Raw genomic sequence first — 23,823 nt, forward strand, 5'->3', positions numbered from 1 at the left:
CTAATAGCCCAATCATCACACGTTGCTTACTCTTAACAGGATTTCATTTCCTACAACAGTGACCGTTGCCGTGCTTCCTTTTACTCCATTGATAACGTTGGTGCCATCCACTTGAACTAACGTTTTACCGCTTCCTGCTTGGAACGTGATATTTCCTGTACCTGCCTTTTGGTAGGACGCTACAAAACCATCTTCGGAATTGATAGTAACAACGATATTAGCCGTTCCTTGCGTGACAATGGTTTTGCCTTTCTGAGGCACATTGTTAATCAAATCTTCCGTATTGATGTTGCCTGTGATTTTGAGTAAAATGGTATCAAAATCGGGTTTGTCGATGATGTTCGCCCAGTTTCTGACCCATGCTAATATTTTTCCACTTACTAAATATGCTGTATTACTATTTATATTTTCCAAATGACTTTGTGGCATAGATGAATAAACATTGTTGAATGATGCCCCATATAGTTGATAATTAGTTCCATCGTACCACATGCGTACATATCTTGCACTACCTGTTGAATTGGTTTCTACAGTTAATGTAACAGAGCTTACATTTCTACCTCCAAGTTTTATATTTTTAGCACCACTCCCGTCAATATTGAGTGTTGGACTACTCACAACACATCCTTTAGTAAATTCAACCAATAATTCATCTCCTTCTTGAGGAACATAATCTCCAGAAGTAGTTGTTCCTATCTTGTCTTTTATGCTATATATTGTATCTACAGTAACTTTAATCACAGGCTTCGCTCCCAACTGCGATAGGTCGGGTTTATTTTGCACGTCATTCCAATTGACTACGTGCGTGTGGCTTGACGGCGGGAATGTTGCAGGTTTGCCTGTGATGTCGTTCCAAGCGTGGGAGTGGTTTAACAAAGCAAATCGCCCGTTCAGGTCTACCGTGATTTGTTGCCCATCGGAGCGTACGCCCGTTAAAATGCCCGAGTCTTTGTTGAAGTTCAAAGAGTTAAGCATCACGTCCGCTGATGCTTGACCAACAATGTCGGTAAAATTCTTCGCTTTGGTAGAACCATCATTGTATATCAATGTAAAAATCTTATCAACATCGCCTGTAATGGTAAAATCTACGACTCGTTTCTTCTTGTTCTCAGCGATGTCGGTTTTCTCGCTATCGGAAATAAGTCCTTTGCCAGGCTCTTGGGCAACTTTGGTGTTTATGAGGTTCTCTAAATCTTTGGCGTTGCCTGTGTACGTACCTTTGTCGAGTTTGCCCGAGATGTTTACATTTTGCAAACTCTCTATTTTTTGTTTATAGTCGTTCGTAAAGTCGTTGGAGGATAGGGTTTTGCCTGCTTGAGCTTTTACCCACACGTCAAGGTCTCTCAACAGCTCTAAAGCTCGTGCAACACGCTCTTTGGTATTGCCCTCGTTTTGGGTTTCATATTTTATTAAATTTATAATTTGATTTAATTCAGTTACAGTTGCCATTATTCAAAGGTTTTATCAAAAGTTCGGTCAAATATTTGAAAATCGTTAGGGTCGGTACGTAATCTTTTGTCGAATTTATGTTTTGTTACGCTGTAATCATCTTCCAACCATTTGTAAAGTGGTCTGGGTTCTTTTTGATTTTTTGGTGTTAGAAAACTCAATAAATATGCCCCATTGTGGTCGTTATAGTTTTTCCCCTCACTTGACGTTATTTGCATTCCGCAATCATATCCAAGCACTTCGTAAGCTAATCGCCCTAAGTCGCCTTTATCTTTGGTTTCAACTATAGCCACAAACAATCCTTTGGAAACTGCTTTGTAAATTTGATGTAAGTTTTCCTCCGTTGACTTAAATATACGGATATTTATACTGTGCTGAAATCCATTGCCTAAGTCGTCAATAATAGGCTTTGAAGAGGGTTTGAATAATTTTTTAAAACCTCTGAATAGATAGGCTCTTTTGCCCTCTTTTAGTCTGAACTTGCGTATTCTCGTCTTGGTTTCGTTAAATAAGGTAGCATTTCTGTCGATGTCGTCCCAATTTATCAATAAAATATCCCGCTCTATACCTGCACTTGGCGGGGTACAGAAGTCATAAATAACATCTTCGGATATTCCGTACGGACATTTCATTTCTATATTTTAAAATAATTTAAACTTTAATTTACTTTTAGGCATATATTCTTTGCAATCTTGTTCACATTGCGAGAATAACGGATAATTTTCTTTATTTCTTTGAAGAAAAAGCAAACAATCTTCCCACAATCTATTAGCGTCTTGTTGATTTAATCGTTGAATATCTTTTTTTTCTGAATTTGAAACAGCATTGCTATTTGAATTATCTTTCATTACCAATCCCGTTGCGGTGTCTTTTTGATGCGATTTTACCACATAACGAGCGTGAAAAAAGTAACACAAACAGGCTTTCAACCCTTCAAAATAGTAGTTTTTGTTATCGTAAATGTAATATCCTCCATCCAATAACTTAGAATAATCTGTTGAGGCGTTCTCATCGGTTAAATCAACAAAAAAAGGGTCACAAATCTTGGGTTTTAAATCAAATAATTGTGCTTCTCGAACAAATCGCTCTACATCAGCTTCCTTTCGGTGCATCGAAATTTGAAAATACTTCTCTATGTCTTGTTTATTGATGAGCAGGTTCATGAGATTAGTTTTTAATTACGAATTACGATTAATTACGAATTACGGTTTTATACTTTGTACTTTGTACTTTATCCTTTTTACTTTATCCTTTATCCTTGTCCCTTGTTTCTTCACTGTTTTCTATAAACAGCTTAATTTGATACAACCCGTTGGGGCTTAATGGTTTGTGGAAGTTATTGCACAATTCCTCAAACATATCTTCTATTTCGCTACGTTCGTCTTCTGTTTGCAGTTGCATAAAATGTTGTGCCTCTACAAGGCTTTCTCCTGAGGTGTTGCCTAACTTTCCCTCTACCATGTCGATAAGTACGGGCGGAATGTTACCAAATGCTACACGTATGTTACGTGCTATTTTTTTATCGGTATATTCGAACGTCTTATCATTGATGTTGCTTTCGATTTTTTCAAGCAGAAATTCATCTTTAAAACTTTCGCTGGTCAATGTTTTTTCAAAATGCAAAATGGTTTCTGTACTTTCTACTCCAAACGACTTTTTTAATTCCTCTTTGAAGTCGTCACGCTCTCTGTCGCTTTCAAAAGGTTGCGTAAATAGAGCATGTTTGCCGAAAAAACTTTTTTTGAATCCGTTATTGATGAATATAGCACTTTGTCTTTCGCTCTCGCAATCCAAAAGCACGCTATCGGCATAAGGTAGCGGATAGGTGTCGTTATGGTCGAGGTTCAGAAAGTATATTTGTCCCTTGTAGAACTGCCAACCGCCCGCTTTCTCTACCTGTGCTTGAATGACTTTCGGGTCGGGGTTGTAGATGTCGAAAATTTCAAAATCTGCTTTTTTTATGCCCCCTCTTTTTGTCAAATCCCAATTGTCATACACAATAATTTTGCCTTTGTACCCTTCGGAATCTTCTTTACCAAGCCTGCACCATTTGTAAGGCAGTAGTTGTAGGCTCGTTTTTTGATACAAAGCATTGTAATTAACATGAACGAAACAGCCTCTGTGCATGGCTATTGACTGTGCTACTTTTTTAAGTAAACGACTTGGCGTATCGCCCTTGCGGTTTACTTCATAAATGCCTTTGTGAAATCGTATCCCGCTGTTCTTAGCGTTTAATCTTGATTCTTCTTCAAAAATAAATCCTTTGCAAGAAATGAATTTAGCCACTAACCCCGCACAAGTCATCGCTGTTGGACTTGCATTGACCAATCGCTCGACCAATGTCGGGTAGGCGTTATCTATTCCGTTTTGGAAGATGTCCGTTCGCTTTTCGTATCGAGTTTGTCGCTCTTCTATGTTAATGGCTGTGAGTTTCATTCGGAATTAAAAAATTGAAAGATTAATGTTCAATGTTTAATAATTAACAATTAATAATTAATCATTAATCCTTTTTGTCTTTTGCTTACTTGTAACTTGTTTGCTTGGTTCTTTTAGAAGTTCTTGCCAATTGTCGGGGTATTGCTCGAAATTAGCAATCCGTCTCGGATTGAATTTCAGGTATTGCAAGGCTAATTCATCTGTGATTGTGTCGTTATTAAACAATATGCTTGAACCAAAATCCATCTGCAGGAAAGATATATCCTTACGGATTTTAAATTGACTGCTTTGTTTTTTATTCGTTTTATCCATTTTTTTATAATTTAATAAAGTCAAACCGCTTTCATTGAGCTTATCCCAATAGTCTTTCAATTTACTTTGACACGAAGCACACGGATTTGGCACGTTAAACAGAAAGCTATAAAATGCGACAACTTCCGCTTTTCGGGAAGTTATCGCATCATCGTAAGACAATGAAAGTAATTCAGTTAGTTTTTCTTCTGAAAAAGTCATCAGTCTGCTAATTTGTTGTCAAATTTTGCTTTTGTAGTCGCATAGTCCGTCTCGAGCCATTTCATGATAGAATTAGGCTCTTTTGTTCCGTCAGGGGTTGCTATTGAAATCAAAAACGTCCCCTCGTTTTCTGAAACGACCAACCCACCACTGTCGCCACTTGCCTCCATTCCTAAGGTTAGCCCCAGTATTTCAAAGGCGTTCTTCGCTTGAGCCCCTTTTTGCGTTCTTTCTACTATTGCCACTAAATTTGCCCCCGCAAAGATGGAGTCAATCTGCTCATAATCTTCGGCGGAGTTCTTGTAAACTCGAAAATGAAAGGTGTGTTTAAAGCCGTTAATACCCTCATCAATAACAGGTTTTGAATCAAAAGTAAGGTGTTTCTTCATACCTTTAACTTTGTACCCGCTTTTTCCACTCTTGAGTGTAAGCGAGGTTACAGTATTTCCGTTTTTAGTTGTTCCCGCCCAGTCAATGTCCTCTCTGTTGATGAGGACAACCTCTTTTTCTATTCCTGCCGATGGTTGGTCGGCACAATCAAAGAGTAAATCTTTTCCTAATCTTGATAAGCAATCTGCCATTTTTTTTTAGATTAAATAATTAAAAATTAAAAGATTAAAATCAATTACGAATTACGTAATTTGTAACTCGTAATTGTTAATTACTAATATGCCACTACTGCAAACTCTTGATAAGGTCTTTGGTAGTCCGCAAGATACGATGCTTTGATGTGGTTCTTCTCGTCACGTCCTCCGATGTATTCAGCTTCAATGTCAGTGAATGAACTTTCGGAGTCCACCCCTACACGCTCGTTATTGCGGTCAAGCAAGAACGCTCGGTGTGGTCTGTCCCACTTCGTTCCGTTGCTGAAATCTCTTCTCAAAATATGGTCGATATAGCGATGAGTTACCAATCGCACGCCGTCAAATTCCGAGATTTGAAAACCTCCCTCCACTTTGTCGAAGGTCATTTCATTTTTGTAGGTCTCACGCATGTAACGTTTTAGGTTTTGAGCCAATGACCACGTCATCAAGATGTAAGGGTCTGCTCCTTGCCCAAACATACGTCCGTCAGCGTTGTCCAAAAGAAACTCAGCGATTTTCATTCCCTCGTCTGCCGCTAAGTTGCGTTGTGCTGTAAAGTTCGCTCCGTTGTTGGCGGTAATGGTGTATCGTTTCGAAGCGTTGGCAGTTCCGAAAGCGTCCATTTTGGCGAATAGCCCGTCCATCAAGTTGAAGTTCACGGGATTTTCTCCTGCTGTAAGTACGGCCGTTCCGCTTCCGCTACCTACTACGGAGTGGTTTTTGTTTCCAAACAACACGTAACGGAAAAAATCCTTTTGAATTGCTTCCCCGATTAACTCTGTTAAGAAAAGGAAATACTCATCGGTGGTCAAATTTTGTTTTTGGATACCGTTTTTCAACCCCCATTCCAACCAAGAGTTCATCCAGTCTTTGTAACATTCTTCAATATGCACTTTAAACCCTGTCGGATTCCAAAGCACCTCACGGCTTGGAGGAGTTACACTCATTCCCTGAGAGCCACAACCCTCGTCTTTTCGGGTGATTTTTTCTAATCCTCCGATGTATCCTACCTTTTGTTTCCCTTTGATGTTGGGAACAATGTCGAACATCTCTTTGAGAGACGGCATTTGCAATTCCGTTTCTCGTGTCAATTCAGCAAGCGACTGTACTTGCTTTCCTGAATAATTTTGCTTTAAAATTTGTGTGATAGGCATTTTTTATACGTATTACGGATTAAGATTTTAGTTTTTTTCTTTTTTCTCTCAGCTCTTCAAGTGAAGCGAAAACGCTTTTTTCTTGCTTCGTCCCTGCGGGTTGTTTGCCCTCTTCGGTCACTTGATATTGTGACTGTACGCCTTTCGCTAAGGTGTCAAACTTCTCTTTTAACTCGTCAAAGGCTTTGGCTAATATTAGCATCGCCTTTGCATTGTCTTCTTTGTCTTGCTCATACAAGGCTTGAAAGTCTGATTTTGTTTTCTCCTCAGTAGCGGGTGCGGGTTCTTCTTCTTCCTTGATTTCGGAAATAACGCCTCCTGTGGTAACGATAGCTCCCCCGTCAGGCAATAGGTGTTCTCCATCAGGTAATGGATTACCCTCACTATCTTTAACAGGGTCGCCCACCTGTGGCTGTTCTGCTTCGGTTACGACCGTGATAATATCGCCATTTGCAAGGGTCAAATCCACGTCAAAAATGGCTTTACCCTTTAATAATTCACTTACTTTCTTAAAAAAATTCATATCTTTGTTGTTAAAAGTTTGCTTTCGTTGCATATAATGCTCGTACCTTTGGAAGAAATCCACGAAAATTTGCGGATTTTTATCCAAAACCTCGAAAATTTTAGGATTATCATCCAAAAATTCGGTGACTTTAGCCCCTAAATCGTTGGTGTCGTGGAAAAGGCTATCCGTAGCTGCGGGGTCGTCCACAAGGTCAGAGAACGCCCAATCTTGGAGAATTAGTGCGTAAACTTGCTCTTTTTCGCCTTTTTCATTGGTTATTTCCTCTTCTTGCTCATCTGCATAGACTACAATAGAATTTCCGAACTTTTCGGGGTGTTTTTGTGCCATTTCGATAACATAATCGTACATCGATATGCCTCCGTTGGGTACATTCACTTTTTTAGAAATTTCTGAAAGGTGTAAATCGCCATATATTTTGCCGTTGCCTACTCTGAAATTTCTATAATCGCCTATGTATGTGCCTAATGCAGTGGCACACATATTCGGATGTCCGAAACGAGCCTTAATTTCTCCTTTGGCATTTCCCTGTTTTTCCATTTCGGAAAGGAACATGTCGGAAAAGTAAGTGCCGTTTTTATTAACGCCTTTTTGTGCCAACACCACCCCGTGAATGATGCCTTTTTCGGCGTCTATCTGCTCGGTAGTGTTATACGTGGGTAAAGCTTTGAATACGTGTTTTTTCATTTTTGGAAATAAAAAATCTCATTAACTTATGCAAAGTTAATGAGATGATAAACGTAGTGGTGCAAGGATTTTGTTGCAGTGGTTAGAGGTGTGCTAACAAAAAAAGCCCCAAACTCGGCTCAAAGTTTGGGGCGGGTGTTAATTCAAAATAAGTTATAAACTTATTGAGCCTAATTTTTTACTCAAATCTTGTAGGGCAAAATTCAACGTTTTTATTTCTTCTTGTGTAAATTGTGCAGGGCTTCCATTGACGATGTTCCCATTTAATCGCTGATAAAACCAACTTTTTGATTTTTGAAAATAATGCTCAGCAATGTAAGACAAAGGTAAAATGGGTAACACCTCATTGAGACGAACTTTTACAGATAGTTCCTTTGCTTTCTCGAGTGTATCTTCAATGGAGTATTTCATAGCTTCAACAAATTCCTGTTCATTTTCAGAAGCTAACTGACTGATTTGAGCGTTTATTTGCTCTCGTTCCGCCTCTGTTTTTGCCTTTACATATTGCTGTTTTAATGCTTGTATTTTGGTTTTCATAATGCCATTTTTTGTGAGGGGCTTTTTACACCCCTCGTTGTTTTACTTTCCTAATTCTTTAAGTTCTTGTATGATTTCCTGAATTTTGGCATCAAAATAATCTTTTATTTGTTTGCCTCGTGTGCTGATTTCTTTGTAATTATCTAAAAAGAAATTCAACTCTTTTTTCAGTTCTGCCTTTCGCTTTTTCTGTTCTCTTGTTAGCATATTTTCTTATTTTGAATTAACACTGCAAATATAATAATCTTTTTATTATTACGCAAGTTTTTTTTCTAAATTTTTTTACTCATTTTTTTTATAGTTTCACGTACAAGGGTTTCGCTAATTCTGTACTTATCAGCAAGTATAGAATAGCGTAACATCTTGGGTTGAGTCATTGCCTTGTAATCTTCATAAATTTGTAAATCTCGCAACAAAGCATAAGACACACGTCCGCCTTTTTTATAGGCGATTCGCAAAGTGTTCTCTATTGGTTTTAATATGTCATACATTACTTTCATTAGGCTTTGAAAGATTAAAAGATTGAAAAATTAAATGATTAAAAGATTTATGTTTAATTACGAATTACCATAATTACGAATTACGTAATTCGTAATTGTTAATTATTAATTGTTAATTGTCCCATTTTTCGCATTGTTTTTCGTCTTGTCGTAGCAAAGTAGAGAGCGGACAACCACACAACTCACATAGCATTCCTTGTACATCTTGCAGGGTGTAATCAGGCATTAAACGTTGATATGTACCTTTTTTTGAGTGTGGACATTTTGCACATATTTCAGCTCTACTTATCGCTTTACGTTCTGTTTCTTTGTCAGGAAAAAGGTAGTTTGTCCATCCTTTGACAATTGCGTGAAATTTAAAACTCATTGTGTTTAATTACGAATTTCAGATTACGAATTACGGTAGTTTAATTACGAATTTCAAATTTCAAATTACGTAATTATCGTAATTCGTAATTTTTAATTATTAATTGTTAATTATTAATTGTTCATTCATAAGGCGTTACGTTTTTTGTTTTTCTATTTTCTGCAACGCCTTGTATAGTTCCTTGCATTGTTCCCCGAGAAGCTCCCTCAAAAGTTCCTGCTCCTGCTCCTAATTTAACGCCTTCGGCCAGTATTGGAGCGACTGTTTCAGCAAATTCTACGGGGTCAAAGTCTATATCTACGTTGTTTGACTGTACTATGGATTTGCCAATCAGACCTCCTGAGCGTGCAAAATGGGTATGTGTTGTTAAAGGCACTCCGCCTGTTCTTTGGTTGAGCATGGACAGAGCCATAATTTCTTTGCTGGCTCGTTTGTTCAATACGTAAATGTTTTCATCGCCCTCTGCTTCTACTACGTGGTTACCGTATTGGTCGTATAGGTCGATACCTCCCGCTTCGTGTGAACGTCCTTTGAGTGTAATTCCTCTTTTGGCTTTTTTGCCTGATTTTACAGACATGATTTTTTGAACGTTTGCCATGCCCGTAGCAATTGCAACTCCCGCCATGATAGTACCAAATGGAGGGGAGTAAGTAGCGATTGCTTTTGTTGCTCCTAAGTAGGTGTTTATCATAGCTTCGGCTACCGCCATAGCTTTGCTCATTGCTGTATGTTCTTCAAAAATACCCTTAGCATTTCCAAGCACAGCCGACAAGTTTTCCATTTTAGCATCGAATAACGCTTCGTCAAGTTCTCGCATTTTTTCCTTATGCTCTCTTTCCATGACCGCTACCCTTTTCAGATATAGGTCAGTGCTTATCAGTCCCTTAGCGTGTTGCTCGTCAAGTGCTTCCTTTTCCTGCTCGAACTTGGCTTGAAGTTGCACTTTTTGAATTTCTTGCACGTAGGCGTTTTCTTCTTCCAACTGTTGGATTTGCTCCTGCAATTCGAGAGCTTTCCTATTTTTTTTCTCTTCTTGCTGTGCTTTTTCAAGGGCTATTTTTTCTTGATATAGCGTTTCTTCAAGGTTTTGATGTAAGGTTTTTTTGTTTTCATTATGTTCGGTTTCGAGTTGCAGTTTTTGTATGTTAAAATCCTGCTCTTTTTGATAATCCCAATCTCCTGCTTCAAGTCGCAATTGTTTTTCTTTTTCGAGGGCATCTACTTTCATCTGATAGATGGTGTCTAATCGGGTTTGTTCTTCGGCGACAAGCTCGGCGGTTAGTTGGGTTTCTTTGTTTATCTTAGAGGTGTTTAGCAACTCATACATGTTTACTTCTGAGGTCAAACTTTCTGTGACTAACTCGGCACGTGTACGCAGATAGTTTTGTTCGGTCTCTAATTTCTCACGGTTATAGTCGTTTATGCTTATTAATCCTGCTTTTCTCTCTTTCTCCAATACAGCAAGGCGGTCGTCTTTGGCTTTTTCTTCGAGTTTTAAACGTTCGTCCAATGATTTCGCAACCCCTGAACCTGAGGCGAGGTAATCGTCTATCAATTTTTTTTCTTCCTCTAAACTCTTTCGCAGTTGCTCTTTGCGTTTTTGTTGGGCTTCTTTGTTAATACTGTTAATTTTGTTTTGCGTGGTAGTGATTTTTTTTATTCGTTCGGCTCTTTCGTCTTCCAATTCTGCGAGTTTATCTTGTAACTCTTGTTTACCTGCATCGTCTGTATCGTTGGCTTGTTGTTTTAGGGTAATCAAATCCACTTCCAATCCGTTACGTTTTTCTGCTAAAGCGTTGATTTGATTTTGCAATTCAATAGCTTTAAGTCCCGCTTGTCGTCTTTCTGATTCGGATTTAGTAGTGTCTTCAAGAATTTGTTGCTGTTCTTTGTACATTCTATTTAGTTCGCTTGTTTGTCGCTTGTAGTCGATGTTAAACTCTCGCAATTCCTGTTCAAGGTCGGCTATTTTTTTGCCTCGTTCCCAAGCGTCTTTCATTTTATCACCGAAGCCATCGAAAGCACCTGCAATTTGTTTTCCTGCTTCCACGCCTGATTTTGCCAAATTTTTAACACTGTCAAAACTTTCTTTTACAGGTTCTGAAAACTCGTCCCACGCCCCTCCTAAATCTCCTTCAAGTACTTTGCCTAATGCTTTTACTGAGGCTATAACTTGATTTATAGGAAAAAGGACTACGTTTTTGATGACATTTCCGAAGTCTTTTATTACAGATGTATTTGAAAAGACTTTGAGTAACGCCTTCCCTACATCTTGCATCACCCCCCAAAGTGTAGCAAAGATTTCTTTTAGCGGGGTTAAAACTCGTGTTACTTTGTTTACCCCCTCTTGGGTGGAAGTTAGATAAGCAATTAAAGAACCTAACAGCACTACGATAGCACCGATACCTGTGGCGATGAACGCCCCACGCAAAATCGTCAATGATTTTGATAATAAAGTGTTAGACGTAGTTGCTGTACGACTACCCACAGACCATGCTTTGAGAGAATTAAACGATGTTACCAATAGAGGTGAGAGACTTCCAAAAGGGCCGAGCAAGGCAGTAGTAGCCTGTTGCAGGTTAAAACTTTCGTTGATAGCTTTTTTTACCTCTTCCTTATAGTTTCCTACTTCGACCTGCATATTTCCCATAGATTTATGCAGTTCTTTGTACTCTTTGTCCTGCTCTTGGATAAGTTTTAACAGTCTGCCCCCTATCTCGGAGTTTTCCCGCTCTTCTTTGGTAAGTTCTTTGTAAAGCTGTTTGTTGTGAGATAGTGCTGCACTGATTTGGTTTAGAGACCCGTCATGTTGAGCAATTGCCTCTCGTGACCTTTCCATTTTGTCGGAATAGGCTTGAATGACTTTAGAATAAGAGCGGTACTCTCCTTGCATGGTTTTTATTTTTGCTTCATGCTCTACCAATGTTCGGGTGCTTTGCTCGAATTTCTGACGGTTGATTTCAATATGGTCACGCAAGGCTTGTGCTTGTTTACTTGTACCTCTCCCTGTATTTTCAAGTATGGCAAGGTCTTGGGTGTACTGCTCTATGTTTTTTGATGACTCCGATTGAGTGTCTTTCAAAGATTTGATTTCCTTTGAAAGTTCAAGAATGGATTTCTTGCTTTCTTGTGCTTTTTTTAGTAATTCATCTATATTGATGTCTAAATCAACGATATTTATTGTTTGTGCCATATTTTTTTTGTATCTTTGTGATATAAAAATTTGATGTTATGAAAAAGCGACATTGGTTATTACTCTTTACCGTATTTTGGTTTTCACTGCTATACTTTATTGATTTTGAGACTTGGATAGTACTTTCGTTGCCTATTATGGTAATATTATTTATTTTTTTCTTCATTCTTTGGCTATCCTTTATGCTTTGGTGGATTTTTAGGATAGATGTTTTTAAGTAATTTGAATTATTTTTTCATCGGGGCTTATTCTAAGCATTTCCACCGTAGCAAATTCTCCTGCGGTATAGGTTACTGATATAGGCATGAATAGGCTTCCTAACTGCTTGACGTAGATTGTGCTATACAGGTCGAACTGTGCAAAGTCAATAGGCGACAGATTGAAAGTTGCTGTTACGCTTGACATTCGATTAGTGAGCGTTTCTATGTCTGCATAGTATAGCTCTTTTAGCGACTGCCATTGCAAACCTCCGAAATCGGCTATCTTTGTGAATGCTATAACAAAATGCTCATTGGCAAGTTCCAAAGTACACGGTAGTGTGTTAAAACCGAGATAGTATTGGAAAAAGTGAAAACGATTGTTTTGCTCCTTGTAATTTACAGTTACTTTGCCGTCTTTATCCTCTTTGGGTTCTTTAACCCAAAATTCGTAGGTGTCTAATGTTAGATTTCTAAATTTAATATTGTTCCGTATAGGGCTAAAAAATTTAGAGGTTATGGTTTTCTCATTATTCATTTGGTCGTTGGGTATCTTCCACGTGTAATCGTTACTATCTTGCTGAGCACTTTGTTCGTTGTATTTAGAGAATTTTAAGTGATTATGTCTTGCAAAATCTCCCCATTTGAACCATTCGATTTTTGTTTCTACATACTTGTCACTCCAATCAACAACGGGGGCATTTACTCGTTCGTTGAGCGTGTAAAATCGGTATCGATAAGGGTCTTGTTTATCTTGAATTGGGGTTAAACAAAACAACTGCATTACTTCTTTTAACCACTCATGGACTTTTATATTAGCGAAATGGTCGCCAATGGTGATGGTGTTTTCATTCAGAATAGAAATTGTTAATTTTAGGTCTGTTATTGCTTTTGCTATATTTGGTCTATCCGCTGTGAAATAAATTAAATCCCCTTGACGTAAATCAACGTGAGCCTCAAAGGTAAAGGGTTTATTGAGGTCTCTAACATGGCTGTCTATGTTTTCAAAATGAGGAACAAAGTCTTCTGTATGATAAGTTTTTACAACCTCTTCATTTTTTTTCATAAATAAGTTGATGTGTTGATTTCTCGTTATATCTATCAAATCTCTTTCTCCAATAGGAAAGGAGGCAAACCCACTACCTGATAAGGTTACTTTGTACTTTCCATCTTGTGGTGTCACAAAATAATAATAGAAGTTATAAGAGGGTCTGTAAGGGGTGTCTACACTTTCCTTTCTAAAATAACTAACAATTCCCATTCCTTGTTGGTCATCGTCATTTGCTTTACTTGGAGGCATTTTATCATAGAATAACATGGTAGGTCTGTCGGCTTCTACATACTTGTGCCAAAAACTATCATCACTGACTTTCATAGCGTCAGAAACTGTAAAGAAAATCTCGTTCCATGTTTCAGATTCAAAGAATGCTCCTGAGAGTTGTTTCCCCGAGAGTTGTTCAATCTTCCTGCGTATCCAATCTCCTTTGATTGAAGGTACACTGTAATCGAAATTGTATCGTCCCTCTACGATGGTTTTACCTCCGTAGTCAGCAATAGCGTACAGATAGTCTTTGTCTTCTACATGAGTAGACATAATGCTCTCTGCGTCCTTTTTATGAGACAGCTCGTGCATTGGTAAATCCTTAAGAAGAAAACCCTCTATACTTCGATACAAATCAATATTACCACTCATGAAAATAATATTAATATCATTATCTATGCAGTTGATAAATCCCGAAGCATCGTTCTCGATAGGCACTCCATCAACGTAGTAATCTACTCGAAACTTGCGATAAGGCATATTGGACTGACTTCCCGCAACCCCTGCTAACTCAAAAATTTCCATGTTGCGTTGTGTCTTGGGAAGTTTTATGTTGTCAGAGGCGTTGAAAGCTCGTGTTTTTAAATCGGTCATTGGGTTAGCTTTCCATGAAAAAGATACTTTTTCATTGTCATAGGTGTCTACTCTCACTCCATTAACATATAATTCTGTTACTGCCATAGGTCTTTTTGCGTTTTAACGTTATGCAACTGATAAGTAAATTCAAAAGTGTAAACCCCTACTTTGTTTTGAATATTTTTTACACTGCCCTCTTGTACAATTATTTTCTGCCATTTTGATTCGGTTGAAAATCGTTCTGCGAGATACAAATACACTTCCTGACTTGTTAGTAGGGTTTTGACTTCCTCTATTTCCTCAGCGGGTATGGGCAGTATGCTCTCCAATCGATAGCTTTTCTCTTGGGCGAATCCTAAATGCTTAAATGTGTTAAGGCTTTCAGATTGATTCCCTACCAACTTTCGTATTGTGCCGAGTGATTTTGTCTTACTATGTTCTTCTGTAATGCTATTGAACAGCCAGTAAGAGTACCCTCCGAAAGAGTTTAGCCATTTGACATACGTTCCGCATTCGTCTATTAATCGGCTTACAAAGGTTCTGTCAATAAAACAAGATTGCTCATTGGAAGCGGTTATGTTTACATTGATAGGTGCAGTCTCCTGTTGCATGTCAATTACTGCATTGTTGTTTAATTCTCTTGGTATGTTAATGCTGTGCTTCATTTCTAAACAATCGTAAAATATTTGCGTATCTTAACAGGTTTATCTTCATATGCTTTATAGAACGCCTCTGCTTTGTGCGTTCCTAACTGTACTTGCGATTGGTCTTCATAGAGGGGTATTTTTTTAAAATATCGGTCGTCGCCTACAAAAACCTCTTCTCTGACGTGTCCATCGGGGTAGGTTATTGTCATGTCAATACGTTGTACGTGAGGATAGCTGTAAAAAGGTCTTACAGTTACTACCTTGTCTCTTGAAAGAGCAAGTGTTTCATTTACTGAAATGGCACGAGGCACACCCGTTTCATCTGTCAGAGATATGTAGTCTACTGTGTCCTCTAAGTCCATTTCTTCTATTTCAAAGTAAAATGTTTTGTAGTAGGAATATTCATCTTTTGTTTCTACAAATACTCTAATTTCATAAGTACCTTCTTCTTCGGGCTTATGACTGCTCCCGAGAGAATTATTTCCATAGTAAGGAGACATATCAACGTCACTGTACCACCCTCCTATATCTCTGTTTTCTTCGGTGGAGTTTGGGGGGAGTATTTCTATTCTCCAACGTTTGACTACATCTCTGTTTTCAAAAAAAGGTTTGACTTTTATTATATTTCTTCCTGATGTTTTTTTAAACTTGAATTTTGGTTCTGTCAGATATTCATTTATTCCAAGTTGTTCGTATTTGACTGTAGTTCCCGCAGGGTCTCCTGATGGTTGCCCTGCATTGATTACGGAAAATTGCTTTGTTTCTTTCCTGCCGTCACTATCCGTAAATGTGACTATATAAACTCCGTTAGCGGACGCCTCGTTAGTGATTGTGAAATTTAGCTCTGAGTTTGCTTCAATAGTTTGTCCGTTGGGGGTTTGCACCTGAATGTGAACAATAGAGGAGAAATCCTCACGAAAATTACAGCCGTTAGTGTTTAGTATCCTTTCAATACCGCCACTGCTGTACTGCATTGTGGACATCGGGTATCCTAAAAAAATAGGCATTCCCTTTGCTTTCCCTATGCGATGTTCTCCATTGTGCATTGGCTCTACACTCTCTCCTGATTGGTACACGGCATTAACAACCGTGTGATAAAAAGTATGCACGGTGTCCATGTCTTGAATTTCTATTTTTAATTGTCCTAATCGGTTGCTATTGTTCTGTCTATAAACAGTTGATTCCGTGTAGTCAAAGTCATCATCTTCGGTATCGAACAAAGAAAACAGCATAGCTGATATGTTTACATATGCTTTTCCCTCGAACGTAAAGTATTTAAACTGAGCTGTTTTAGTTTCGCCTCTTTGGGTTGCCGTGAAAGTAACCCGAATCCAAAGAGCTTGTAGTTCAGACAGAAGTAGAGCATACTCTGAATGTCTCGCCAATACACGGGGTAAGTGATTAATTTCCATTTGCTGTTCTTTTTATTAGTTCTAAAATTTCACTCTGTAGATTTACCACATGTAGAGAGCCTACACGGTCAATAATCTTCTGAATGCGGTCAGGGGTTACCACGCTATCTATTAAATCCGTGCCTCCTTGTTGATAATATTTTGTCCCCTCCTGTTTAATCTTTCGAGCGATGATAAAAGCAAGGCTTGATATTTTCATTTTGTCTTCAACAGGTTTAATTCCTTTCTGTTTTATCCACTCTTCAATAGCTTGAATTGGAGGCATTGTTCCCGATTTTCGCCCTGCTTGAAGCTGATAAGTGTAGGCTTGACCTATTATACTACCTCTCGTTGCTTGTGTTTTTACCTCAAGGGATTCTATCCATTTGCCTGAGGCTTTCATTCCAAGACTTACGTGTTTGGCTATCAAATCTTCTTTTATTTTTTCAAGCTCCTCTCTGATAATTTGCTCCATAAATTACAATTTTTCGACAGAGAAATAGATGATAATTCCATCACAGTTTTCATCCCAAGCATTAATCACTTCGGTTATTTGCCATTTTTTAATAGAATATCCCTCGCAGGTAAGAGCGTCAATAAACTGTTCTGCTTGTTGCTTACAAGGTTTTATGTGTGCTTCGTATCGTCCTTTTGCAGGGTCGTTGTCACATTGCGAATCATACACTTCATCAAGGTCTGATTTCTTTAAAAGCATGATTCTGCTTTTGAAAAAATGCCCTGTAATGTTGTTAAACTCTGAATGTACAATATCCTCTTCTACTGCATCTAAGTACAGTGAAAACGGCTTTTCGGTTTCATCTAAATTATGAAACTCATTTTTTCCATAAGAAAAATACCATCCGTTGTCTTTTGCTATTTGTTCAAAAAAGGCTTTCATTTTTTTTAGTGATTTAGCTTTTTAGTTATAAGTTTTTCATATTTCTTTTTTACGCTGTCCCTTGTGGTTCGATACCAAATGGCTACATGTACTTTAATGTAAGGCAGTTCTTCTATTTTGTCGTAATCCAATATTACACCGTTAGCAAGTGTGTCTATAATAGGCAAATCTTCAAATTTCTGTAATTCCAATGAACCCGCCTCTTCCAAAAGATAATCATCTTCATCTGATTCAACAGCGTAATGAACTCGCTCCATGTTATAAATCATTTCCATTTGTTTAACTATGAAGTTTACACAACCGTAAAAGGTTACAATAGGCAAACGTTCAATCTGTTTTTTGTTCAGCTTGTACGCAATTTCAAGACATCGGCTAATACTGTGAAAACTTCTATCAACAATGAGTCTTTTCAGTTCTGAGACCTCTCGGTATTTTAACTCCGTTAGTGACTCTTTCACTCCATATGTTTTGTTGCCTTTTTTTAAATTAGCAATAGGATTTACATGTTGCAACCAAATGACATAGTCTTTTATGACTGCCTCTTCGAGCGTAAGGAACTTTGATATAGCGTAATTTGTTATCTTCATTATCCAATTTTTAAACTGCAATAACGTTGCGGTTGTTTGTTTTTCAGTTTCATTATTGCAAAATACCGCATTGCATCTATGCTGTGATTATACTCGTCTATTGGGGTGTTTAGTTGCTTTCCTGTTCGGTCAGTATCCCAACAATAATTACGTAATTCCTTAATAGTATTGGTGCTATGCTTGGTTATATAAAAAGAGTTTTCTTGCAGAACACTTAATCCGAAATTTACGCTATCTTTCCCTTTGTCGGCAGGTTTAATGCTAAACCCAAAGGATTTTATCTCGTCAATGCTCTTTGGCTCTGAACTATCAGCATAAATAGGCAATTTCTTTGACACTCCTAAGGTTTGCATTCGCTTTGAAATATCGGTATTCGTCAAACCTTTTTCGTAAATCAACTCATTGAAAATTATTTTTCCGTTCCATTTGTAGGCTTCTATCAGTGTGGTAGGGTCATTGGTATATCCAAAGTCCATTCCGCACCCCAATAGTTCCGCTTCATCAGGTATTTTGTCAATGGTTTGCCAATCGGATAAAATAACACCCTCCAACATTCCGAGCTGTCCAAGTCCATACACTTTCCACCAATTCTCCCAATATTTAGATGTTTTGGCTTTTTCCTTTGCTTTTTCGATTTCTGCAATAATGGTCTGCGGAAGTGCCTCGTTATCCTTATAGGTTAGAATAATCCAATCTACATCTTCATCATTAGTTAAATGCTCGTTCGCCCAAAATTCGGAGGAGGGATTAAAATCAATCCAAATATCCTCACTGGTTCGGATTTGGAGTTGGTTAAAAGCCTCCCATTTAACGTTGTTTGCTTCATTAACATATAACACATTACGTCTTGCTCCTCGCAATTTGTCCTCTTGGTCTGCTGAAAAAAACTCAATATAAGACCCATTTTGAAAAGTGTAGGTTAATAGAGACTTGTTGTAACTCTTTTCCCGCCAACGCCCCGTAAGTTTCATTATCTTGATAAAATCTTTCAATGCACCACGTCTCAAATGGGGTATGCTTTCTGACACGATGGATATTTCTTTATTAGGCTCTTTGATAGCTCTATCAATCAGAATAGGGATTATACCGAATGTTTTTCCTTTTCGCCCCCCGATGTTTTAATCAGGGGGCTATACTCCTGCGGACGTACCGCCTTGTATCACTTTTTTGCGTTTGGTTAATGCTCTTAATTTACGTATAGCATTAGTGTAATAAAACCCGTTACTTTCCTTTATATTCCCACTTGTACCCATAAGCAGTTTTATATCTTTTTTCTTTTTTACAACACTTTATAATTCCAAAAGTGTTAAAATCGGTTTCTCTTTGAATTTGCTTTATACTTTGCCATTCTTTAATCAAGTTCCCTTTTAAGTCTTTTTGAAGAACTGAAATACTTTGAGGATTTTCTCCACAGCAACTAATCTATGTACAATTTTATAGTAATATTTCCCTTCTTTGCTTAATTTTACTTGCAAGTACCCATTCCCTTTTATTTGTTGCTTTAAAATCCGCTCTTTTCTATTGTTGCTGTTAGTGGATTTCCCATTTCCTAAACTTTTTACTCGTCCCTTGTTGCTGACTAAATAAAGTTCTTCAAATCCCTCTATTTCTTTCCATATCTCCATAATAATATATTTTTTTGTCAATCTCCAAATAAAGGCTGTTCAATAAACACATCTAATTTATCACTTGCATAATCGCCCTCAATTTTTGATATTTCACTCTGCAAATCTTTGATATTCTTTCGCATCGCCGATTTCTCAAACGGAAGCAATGGGCGTTTTATTTTTTTTGGTTCGCCTTTGATGATTTTAATGTCCTCGCACTCTCCCAATTCTAATTCTTTTTGAACTTGCTCTATCTGTTGTTGTAAAATCATCAGCCTGTCGAACTTTGTTTTTAAGCCTTGTTTTACGGCTTCTTTTTCAAGTTCGATGCTTATTCTTTCTTTTTCGGCATTTGCTTTTTTTTGATAGGCTTCGTACTGTTCTTTGGCTTGTTTCCAGTCTTTACTAAACGTCTGTTCTGTTTTACTAAACTTTTCTAAATACCTACTGAACATTTCCCCAAACGACAAAAGAGGAGACTTTTTAAGTTCCTCTAAAATCCATTGTTGTCTATATTTGGGTTTGTTGGTCACTACCTATCTAACTGCAAGTCATTTATATTTACTTCTCCGTTGGCTCTTTTGGTTTCCCTTTTGTTTCTTACCTCTCTTGCTCTTATTATTTCTTCGGTCAAGGGTAAGCAATTCCACATTTGTTTTAAAGAGTAATATACTACGGAGTACCGATAACTTTTTTCATTTTTGTTCAGCGGGGTAACGCCATGTAAAATCTTTTGCCCGTCAAATAACACGGCGGTATTGTCGGCACATTCAAAAGCAATGTCAAATTCAGGACAAGCCAAATACCCTCCTTGCATATTCTTTTTGAAAACAATCATATTAGAAAGCACATCAGAAATATTACCAGCGTCAAAATGATACTTCAAGGGGTTGTTTTTATTGACAATTCCAGAAGTAAAAGGCGTGTGTGGTATTTTCCACTCGTCAAGGTTGTTTTCTTTTACAAGGTCTTTATGTTTGTTGTATATTTCAGGAAAATATTCTTCGTAAAGCCCCGCTATATATTCCCCAAAATCACAAATCACAGAATGCTCTAAAGGGTGCTCTACTGCCATCGATGTAGAACTACAAAAATCCTTTCTAATGGTATTTCTTGGGCTGTATCCAAAAATGCGACTTTGCGTTTTTAGTCCTGTGGTTCGTTCGCTTTTTTCGTAGCGAATGTTTTTACACGCTTGGCGTAGGTATTTTGTTTTCTCCTTATCTAAGTTGATGTAAAGAATTTTCGGTTCTCCGTTTTCCGTGATTAAACAAGGTTCAGTTATTAAGGTTTTGTAATCTGTTTCTTTTGCACTTCTTTTGATGTACTCTTTAAAATCAACAGGCTTTCTCTGTATTTCTATTATTTTCATATCATTTGTTTTGTTGATAAAATTCAATTAGCTTTAAAACAGTAGTGGAGTTGTCGTCTGTTATGTCAAAATCAGCTCCTATATCAGCTAAATCATCAAGGGTTCTTTTGTGTAACTCGTTTTCATAAATAAGCACTATTTGGCGGAGATTGTTGTTTAGGTAACTTTCAGCGGTATTTGTGAATTTAGACAAATCTACCTCTTCCTCATCCTCCTCTGAATAACTTTCTTTGCTGATGTTAGGTGTCATATTTACGCTTTTAGTGTGGATTTCTTCTACCTCTATCTCCTCCACCTCCAGCCACTCAGTGAGTACTTCCTCCGCAAAGGGGTTATGCTTTTGGTTATACACTTCCACAAGTATTTTAATGGCTTCTTGTCGGTCTTTTGCCAATATTTCAAAGGCTTTTAGTTTGTTGGGTACTTCTATACCATCGGCGACAAGTTCGGTTAAAATCTGCTTCCGTGTGTGTCCGTCTATACAATAATACTTTCCGTTATCGTTCCAAACGGCAAAGGGCAACGCAAATCCGTGTTTTAAAATACTATCTTTCAAATACCCTATATTGATAGGTACTTTTACATTATCAGGCTGTAATTCGTGTAAATCATTGAGCCAATCAATCTCTATAAGATTACCTATTTTATTTTTCAATTTCATTTTCTACGATGTTTTGGAATTTATCAAACGAATTACACACGAAGTAACTAAATCCGAGTTGTTGGACTTGTTTTTGAAAATCCTTTTGCTTGTCGGTTTGTTTGCCTTTGCCGTGCTTCATTTCGATGAAAATGGTTTTGTTGGGTGCAATCACGATTAAGTCAGACACTCCTGCGAGTACCCCCTCTTGTTGTAGCCGTTTTGCCTCAAGAGTGTTGCGACTTCCGCCGTTAGGTACAGCAAAAATCAAATACTGCGGATATTGGTACTTGAACCATCGCACACAAGCGGATTGTAATTTACTTTCGTGTTGTTTCATACTGCAAATATACAAAAAATATTTAAAGTATTACTTTAACTTACATTATTTATTTCATTGATTTAAAATAAAATAATGTGTTAGTTTTACGTGTTAAAACAATGTGTTACTTTTAAGGTTGAAAGATTACTTTTTACTTTATCCTTTATCCTTTTCACTCGGTTCTTTGTCCTCATACCTTTTCCCGAGCGTCCACGAGTAGTAATTGATGTAGTCTTTGTTTCCTTTGTGATACTGTTCTAAGTTCTCGTAAAACCATTCCATTATTAGCCCTTTGGGTTGGTCGGTGGATAAGTCGTGCCATATTTCGTTAAGGTTGAAAGTTATTTCACAGCTGAATGATACAGCTTCTGCGGGGTTGTCTCCGATGAAAAAATCGAAGTCTAAATCCTGTTTTTCTGCGAAAGCCTCCACCAATGCGATAGAGGCTTTTTCAAAGTTTTTTAATGTTTTTTCCATCGCATAAACGTTTTAAATTTTTATATAACCTGTTTCCTTTGCATATTGGACAATCTCCGTGATTTTGACAAGACTTATCAAATCTTATTCTCTTAAGTTGCACCGCAATATCATACGACACAAAAATATCTTTTAGTGCTTCCATATTATTTAATTTTATCAAACCATTTTAAATTGAGTTTATTATTCCTAAAATACAAGCAGTTAAAATAGTTAATGCTCCTAATAAACATAAAATACTAAAAATATTTACCTTTACCCTTTCCCACTTTTTTAAATCTTCAAATTCTTTGTTATCTCCATAAGAATTACCCGCAGCAATTCCAAAACCAATGAATAAAATAGTACCTATAAGAAATAAAATCATACCTAATTGTTCCATTTTTATTGTTTTATAAGGTTATACAAAAAATTAATTAACTCCTCTGATTGGTCTTTGAGGTAGGGTTTAGATAAATCCCATCTTCCATAATCATTAAGATGTAGTAAATTTTTAAAAGGTTTCATTCTTAATGTTTTATGAATAAGTTCAATATTAAATATTTTATTCATTAGACTCCACTCCAAAACATCATTTAGCATAATGTCGTGTCCAATAACATCAAATAAATCTTTTATTTGATGTTCTATATAATTACGTGAAAGAGGTTCTCCAATTGGACTAACTTGTATAATATCATTCCATAGACAGCTGATTTTAACAACCTCGCCCCCTTTTAATACATTATCGTGTTTTTCATTTTTCATCAATAAACACCCCTCTCTCAACTCCATTAGTCTTGGAATGTCTTTTCTGATTTGTTTTTCTACTTCGGAAAGCATATATGCTTTCCCTACGTTTTCTGCTGGTGTCATATTTTTATTATTTTAAATATTATTACAATAACAATTAAACTCTGCATCTAATTCAAAATCAAATTCAGGCATTTGCTTTCTTAACTCGTGTTTGTCTGTTGCTTTTTCAAAGGGTAATTCAGCTATTTTTACCAAATCTTCAATGGTTGTGTTACCTCGCACATCAAACATCGGACACTTTTCATTGGCGTATTTTTGCTCCATTTTTTCCCACCAATGAGCCACTTTTTCATTTTCAGAAATCAAGGTTAAACGCTTTCTTTTGCTTTTTAAAAAACACAAATCGCAGTTACCTTGATAGTCTTTCAGTTGTAAGTCAAACGGCTGTTTTTCCCACCACTCACGGACAAATTTTTCTGTGATATTCATTTCCACAAGTGGATAAATCACGCCTTTTTTATGGCCTTGTCGGTGCGGTTCATCAGCACGAATACCTAACGCTGTTATGTATTCCCCTTTGAAAACTTCCTTTGCGAATTTATGTATCGGAACTTCTTTAAGCTCCCTTGTACAATGGCGATATAATTTGCTCGGAAGTCCGTATTTTTTGATTGCGTTTTCAAAGGGTTGTCCGTTTCGACTGGCAGTTTCAAAATCTACTATTTTGTAACTTGTTCCAATACCTTTATCTTGCGAAATATCCGCTTCTAACCAAACCAAATTCAAGTTAAAATACTTGTCGCATTGATTGACAAAATCTAAAGTCTCAGAGCGTTCTTTTCCTGTGTTCGCAAAGACAAAAAGTAAGTTATCATTTTTGTATCGTTCCTTACAAAAAACAGCCATAAAAGCCGAAGTCCGACCGCCTGAAAAGGTGATGAGTATATTTTTCATTTCTTTAATTTTATCTGATTTTCACATTTTCCGTTCTCAGGCTTAAAGTCTGCATACCAAACTAAATCCTTGCCTTTATCTAACCAACGTAAGCAGTTTTCTTTTAAAGGGCAGTCTTTATTGATACATCTCGATATATCGTTTGCTAATCTCATT

At 37.2% G+C, this 23,823-nt stretch carries 29 protein-coding genes; all 29 read right to left on the reverse strand.

The window, feature by feature from the left end; translation table 11 throughout:
* Nucleotides 1–15: 15 nt before the first annotated feature.
* Nucleotides 16–1,449 (reverse strand): hypothetical protein, encoded by a 1,434-nt coding sequence (locus ACF3OB_RS01075; RefSeq protein ID WP_392447970.1) that lies wholly within the window; start codon nucleotides 1,447–1,449, stop codon nucleotides 16–18.
* The gene (locus tag ACF3OB_RS01080; RefSeq protein WP_172918073.1) at nucleotides 1,449–2,081 is read right to left on the reverse strand and encodes a hypothetical protein; all 633 of its coding nucleotides are present in this window, start codon (nucleotides 2,079–2,081) and stop codon (nucleotides 1,449–1,451) included. The genes ACF3OB_RS01075 and ACF3OB_RS01080 overlap by 1 nt, the downstream gene beginning before the upstream one ends.
* 9 nt (nucleotides 2,082–2,090) lie before the next feature.
* Complete coding sequence (locus tag ACF3OB_RS01085) at nucleotides 2,091–2,612, reverse strand: hypothetical protein (protein ID WP_392447972.1); 522 nt, start codon at nucleotides 2,610–2,612, stop codon at nucleotides 2,091–2,093.
* A gap of 82 nt (nucleotides 2,613–2,694) precedes the next feature.
* Nucleotides 2,695–3,885, reverse strand: coding sequence for a hypothetical protein (locus tag ACF3OB_RS01090; protein WP_392447975.1), 1,191 nt, complete (start codon nucleotides 3,883–3,885; stop codon nucleotides 2,695–2,697).
* Nucleotides 3,886–3,942: 57 nt separating this feature from the next.
* Nucleotides 3,943–4,398, reverse strand: a complete 456-nt coding sequence (locus ACF3OB_RS01095; RefSeq protein ID WP_392447977.1) for a hypothetical protein — start codon at nucleotides 4,396–4,398, stop codon at nucleotides 3,943–3,945.
* Entirely contained in the window at nucleotides 4,398–4,979 is a 582-nt protein-coding gene (locus ACF3OB_RS01100) for a hypothetical protein (protein WP_392447978.1), read from the reverse strand. The genes ACF3OB_RS01095 and ACF3OB_RS01100 overlap by 1 nt, the downstream gene beginning before the upstream one ends.
* 83 nt (nucleotides 4,980–5,062) lie before the next feature.
* Nucleotides 5,063–6,136 (reverse strand): hypothetical protein, encoded by a 1,074-nt coding sequence (locus ACF3OB_RS01105; RefSeq protein ID WP_392447980.1) that lies wholly within the window; start codon nucleotides 6,134–6,136, stop codon nucleotides 5,063–5,065.
* A gap of 19 nt (nucleotides 6,137–6,155) precedes the next feature.
* Nucleotides 6,156–7,346 (reverse strand): hypothetical protein, encoded by a 1,191-nt coding sequence (locus ACF3OB_RS01110; protein ID WP_392447982.1) that lies wholly within the window; start codon nucleotides 7,344–7,346, stop codon nucleotides 6,156–6,158.
* A 153-nt stretch (nucleotides 7,347–7,499) separates the two neighbouring features.
* Nucleotides 7,500–7,883 (reverse strand): DUF5053 domain-containing protein, encoded by a 384-nt coding sequence (locus ACF3OB_RS01115; protein ID WP_172918080.1) that lies wholly within the window; start codon nucleotides 7,881–7,883, stop codon nucleotides 7,500–7,502.
* 42 nt (nucleotides 7,884–7,925) lie between these two features.
* Nucleotides 7,926–8,090: a hypothetical protein gene (locus tag ACF3OB_RS01120; protein WP_172918081.1), complete on the reverse strand. Its 165-nt coding sequence runs from the start codon at nucleotides 8,088–8,090 to the stop codon at nucleotides 7,926–7,928.
* 65 nt (nucleotides 8,091–8,155) lie between these two features.
* Nucleotides 8,156–8,374, reverse strand: a complete 219-nt coding sequence (locus ACF3OB_RS01125) for a hypothetical protein (RefSeq protein WP_392447984.1) — start codon at nucleotides 8,372–8,374, stop codon at nucleotides 8,156–8,158.
* Between the two features lie 121 nt (nucleotides 8,375–8,495).
* Nucleotides 8,496–8,750 carry a hypothetical protein gene (locus tag ACF3OB_RS01130; RefSeq protein ID WP_212895411.1) on the reverse strand — a complete coding sequence of 85 codons (255 nt, stop codon included), beginning with the start codon at nucleotides 8,748–8,750 and terminating at the stop codon, nucleotides 8,496–8,498.
* 121 nt (nucleotides 8,751–8,871) lie between these two features.
* Complete coding sequence (locus ACF3OB_RS01135) at nucleotides 8,872–11,943, reverse strand: hypothetical protein (RefSeq protein WP_392447987.1); 3,072 nt, start codon at nucleotides 11,941–11,943, stop codon at nucleotides 8,872–8,874.
* A 213-nt stretch (nucleotides 11,944–12,156) separates the two neighbouring features.
* Entirely contained in the window at nucleotides 12,157–14,142 is a 1,986-nt protein-coding gene (locus ACF3OB_RS01140; protein ID WP_392447989.1) for a hypothetical protein, read from the reverse strand.
* Nucleotides 14,133–14,702 carry a hypothetical protein gene (locus tag ACF3OB_RS01145; protein WP_392447991.1) on the reverse strand — a complete coding sequence of 190 codons (570 nt, stop codon included), beginning with the start codon at nucleotides 14,700–14,702 and terminating at the stop codon, nucleotides 14,133–14,135. Before ACF3OB_RS01145 ends, ACF3OB_RS01140 begins: the two co-directional genes overlap by 10 nt.
* Nucleotides 14,703–14,704: 2 nt before the next feature.
* Complete coding sequence (locus ACF3OB_RS01150; RefSeq protein ID WP_392447993.1) at nucleotides 14,705–16,096, reverse strand: hypothetical protein; 1,392 nt, start codon at nucleotides 16,094–16,096, stop codon at nucleotides 14,705–14,707.
* Entirely contained in the window at nucleotides 16,086–16,550 is a 465-nt protein-coding gene (locus ACF3OB_RS01155; RefSeq protein ID WP_212895405.1) for a hypothetical protein, read from the reverse strand. The genes ACF3OB_RS01150 and ACF3OB_RS01155 overlap by 11 nt, the downstream gene beginning before the upstream one ends.
* A 3-nt stretch (nucleotides 16,551–16,553) precedes the next feature.
* Nucleotides 16,554–16,973 carry a hypothetical protein gene (locus tag ACF3OB_RS01160; RefSeq protein ID WP_212895404.1) on the reverse strand — a complete coding sequence of 140 codons (420 nt, stop codon included), beginning with the start codon at nucleotides 16,971–16,973 and terminating at the stop codon, nucleotides 16,554–16,556.
* A gap of 5 nt (nucleotides 16,974–16,978) precedes the next feature.
* Complete coding sequence (locus tag ACF3OB_RS01165; protein ID WP_392447994.1) at nucleotides 16,979–17,560, reverse strand: hypothetical protein; 582 nt, start codon at nucleotides 17,558–17,560, stop codon at nucleotides 16,979–16,981.
* Nucleotides 17,560–18,675 (reverse strand): PBSX family phage terminase large subunit, encoded by a 1,116-nt coding sequence (locus ACF3OB_RS01170; protein WP_255318325.1) that lies wholly within the window; start codon nucleotides 18,673–18,675, stop codon nucleotides 17,560–17,562. Before ACF3OB_RS01170 ends, ACF3OB_RS01165 begins: the two co-directional genes overlap by 1 nt.
* 252 nt (nucleotides 18,676–18,927) lie before the next feature.
* Entirely contained in the window at nucleotides 18,928–19,185 is a 258-nt protein-coding gene (locus ACF3OB_RS01175) for an NUMOD4 domain-containing protein (RefSeq protein ID WP_392447996.1), read from the reverse strand.
* A 17-nt stretch (nucleotides 19,186–19,202) separates the two neighbouring features.
* Nucleotides 19,203–19,700: a hypothetical protein gene (locus tag ACF3OB_RS01180; RefSeq protein WP_392447998.1), complete on the reverse strand. Its 498-nt coding sequence runs from the start codon at nucleotides 19,698–19,700 to the stop codon at nucleotides 19,203–19,205.
* Nucleotides 19,700–20,539 (reverse strand): hypothetical protein, encoded by an 840-nt coding sequence (locus tag ACF3OB_RS01185; RefSeq protein WP_392448000.1) that lies wholly within the window; start codon nucleotides 20,537–20,539, stop codon nucleotides 19,700–19,702. The genes ACF3OB_RS01180 and ACF3OB_RS01185 overlap by 1 nt, the downstream gene beginning before the upstream one ends.
* 1 nt (nucleotide 20,540) lies before the next feature.
* Complete coding sequence (locus ACF3OB_RS01190) at nucleotides 20,541–21,200, reverse strand: ParB N-terminal domain-containing protein (protein ID WP_392448001.1); 660 nt, start codon at nucleotides 21,198–21,200, stop codon at nucleotides 20,541–20,543.
* A complete protein-coding gene (locus tag ACF3OB_RS01195) occupies nucleotides 21,184–21,519 on the reverse strand; it encodes a VRR-NUC domain-containing protein (RefSeq protein ID WP_212895397.1) in 336 nt (111 codons plus the stop codon). The genes ACF3OB_RS01190 and ACF3OB_RS01195 overlap by 17 nt, the downstream gene beginning before the upstream one ends.
* Nucleotides 21,520–21,657: 138 nt before the next feature.
* Nucleotides 21,658–21,978 carry a hypothetical protein gene (locus tag ACF3OB_RS01200; protein ID WP_392448003.1) on the reverse strand — a complete coding sequence of 107 codons (321 nt, stop codon included), beginning with the start codon at nucleotides 21,976–21,978 and terminating at the stop codon, nucleotides 21,658–21,660.
* A 169-nt stretch (nucleotides 21,979–22,147) separates the two neighbouring features.
* Nucleotides 22,148–22,360, reverse strand: a complete 213-nt coding sequence (locus ACF3OB_RS01205) for a hypothetical protein (RefSeq protein WP_392448005.1) — start codon at nucleotides 22,358–22,360, stop codon at nucleotides 22,148–22,150.
* A gap of 2 nt (nucleotides 22,361–22,362) precedes the next feature.
* Nucleotides 22,363–22,833: a hypothetical protein gene (locus ACF3OB_RS01210; protein WP_392448006.1), complete on the reverse strand. Its 471-nt coding sequence runs from the start codon at nucleotides 22,831–22,833 to the stop codon at nucleotides 22,363–22,365.
* A gap of 12 nt (nucleotides 22,834–22,845) precedes the next feature.
* Nucleotides 22,846–23,667, reverse strand: a complete 822-nt coding sequence (locus ACF3OB_RS01215; RefSeq protein ID WP_392448007.1) for a phosphoadenosine phosphosulfate reductase family protein — start codon at nucleotides 23,665–23,667, stop codon at nucleotides 22,846–22,848.
* Nucleotides 23,668–23,823 lie beyond the last annotated feature (156 nt).

The sequence above is a fragment of the Capnocytophaga canis genome (assembly GCF_043187445.1).
GTDB classification, from domain to species: domain Bacteria; phylum Bacteroidota; class Bacteroidia; order Flavobacteriales; family Flavobacteriaceae; genus Capnocytophaga; species Capnocytophaga canis.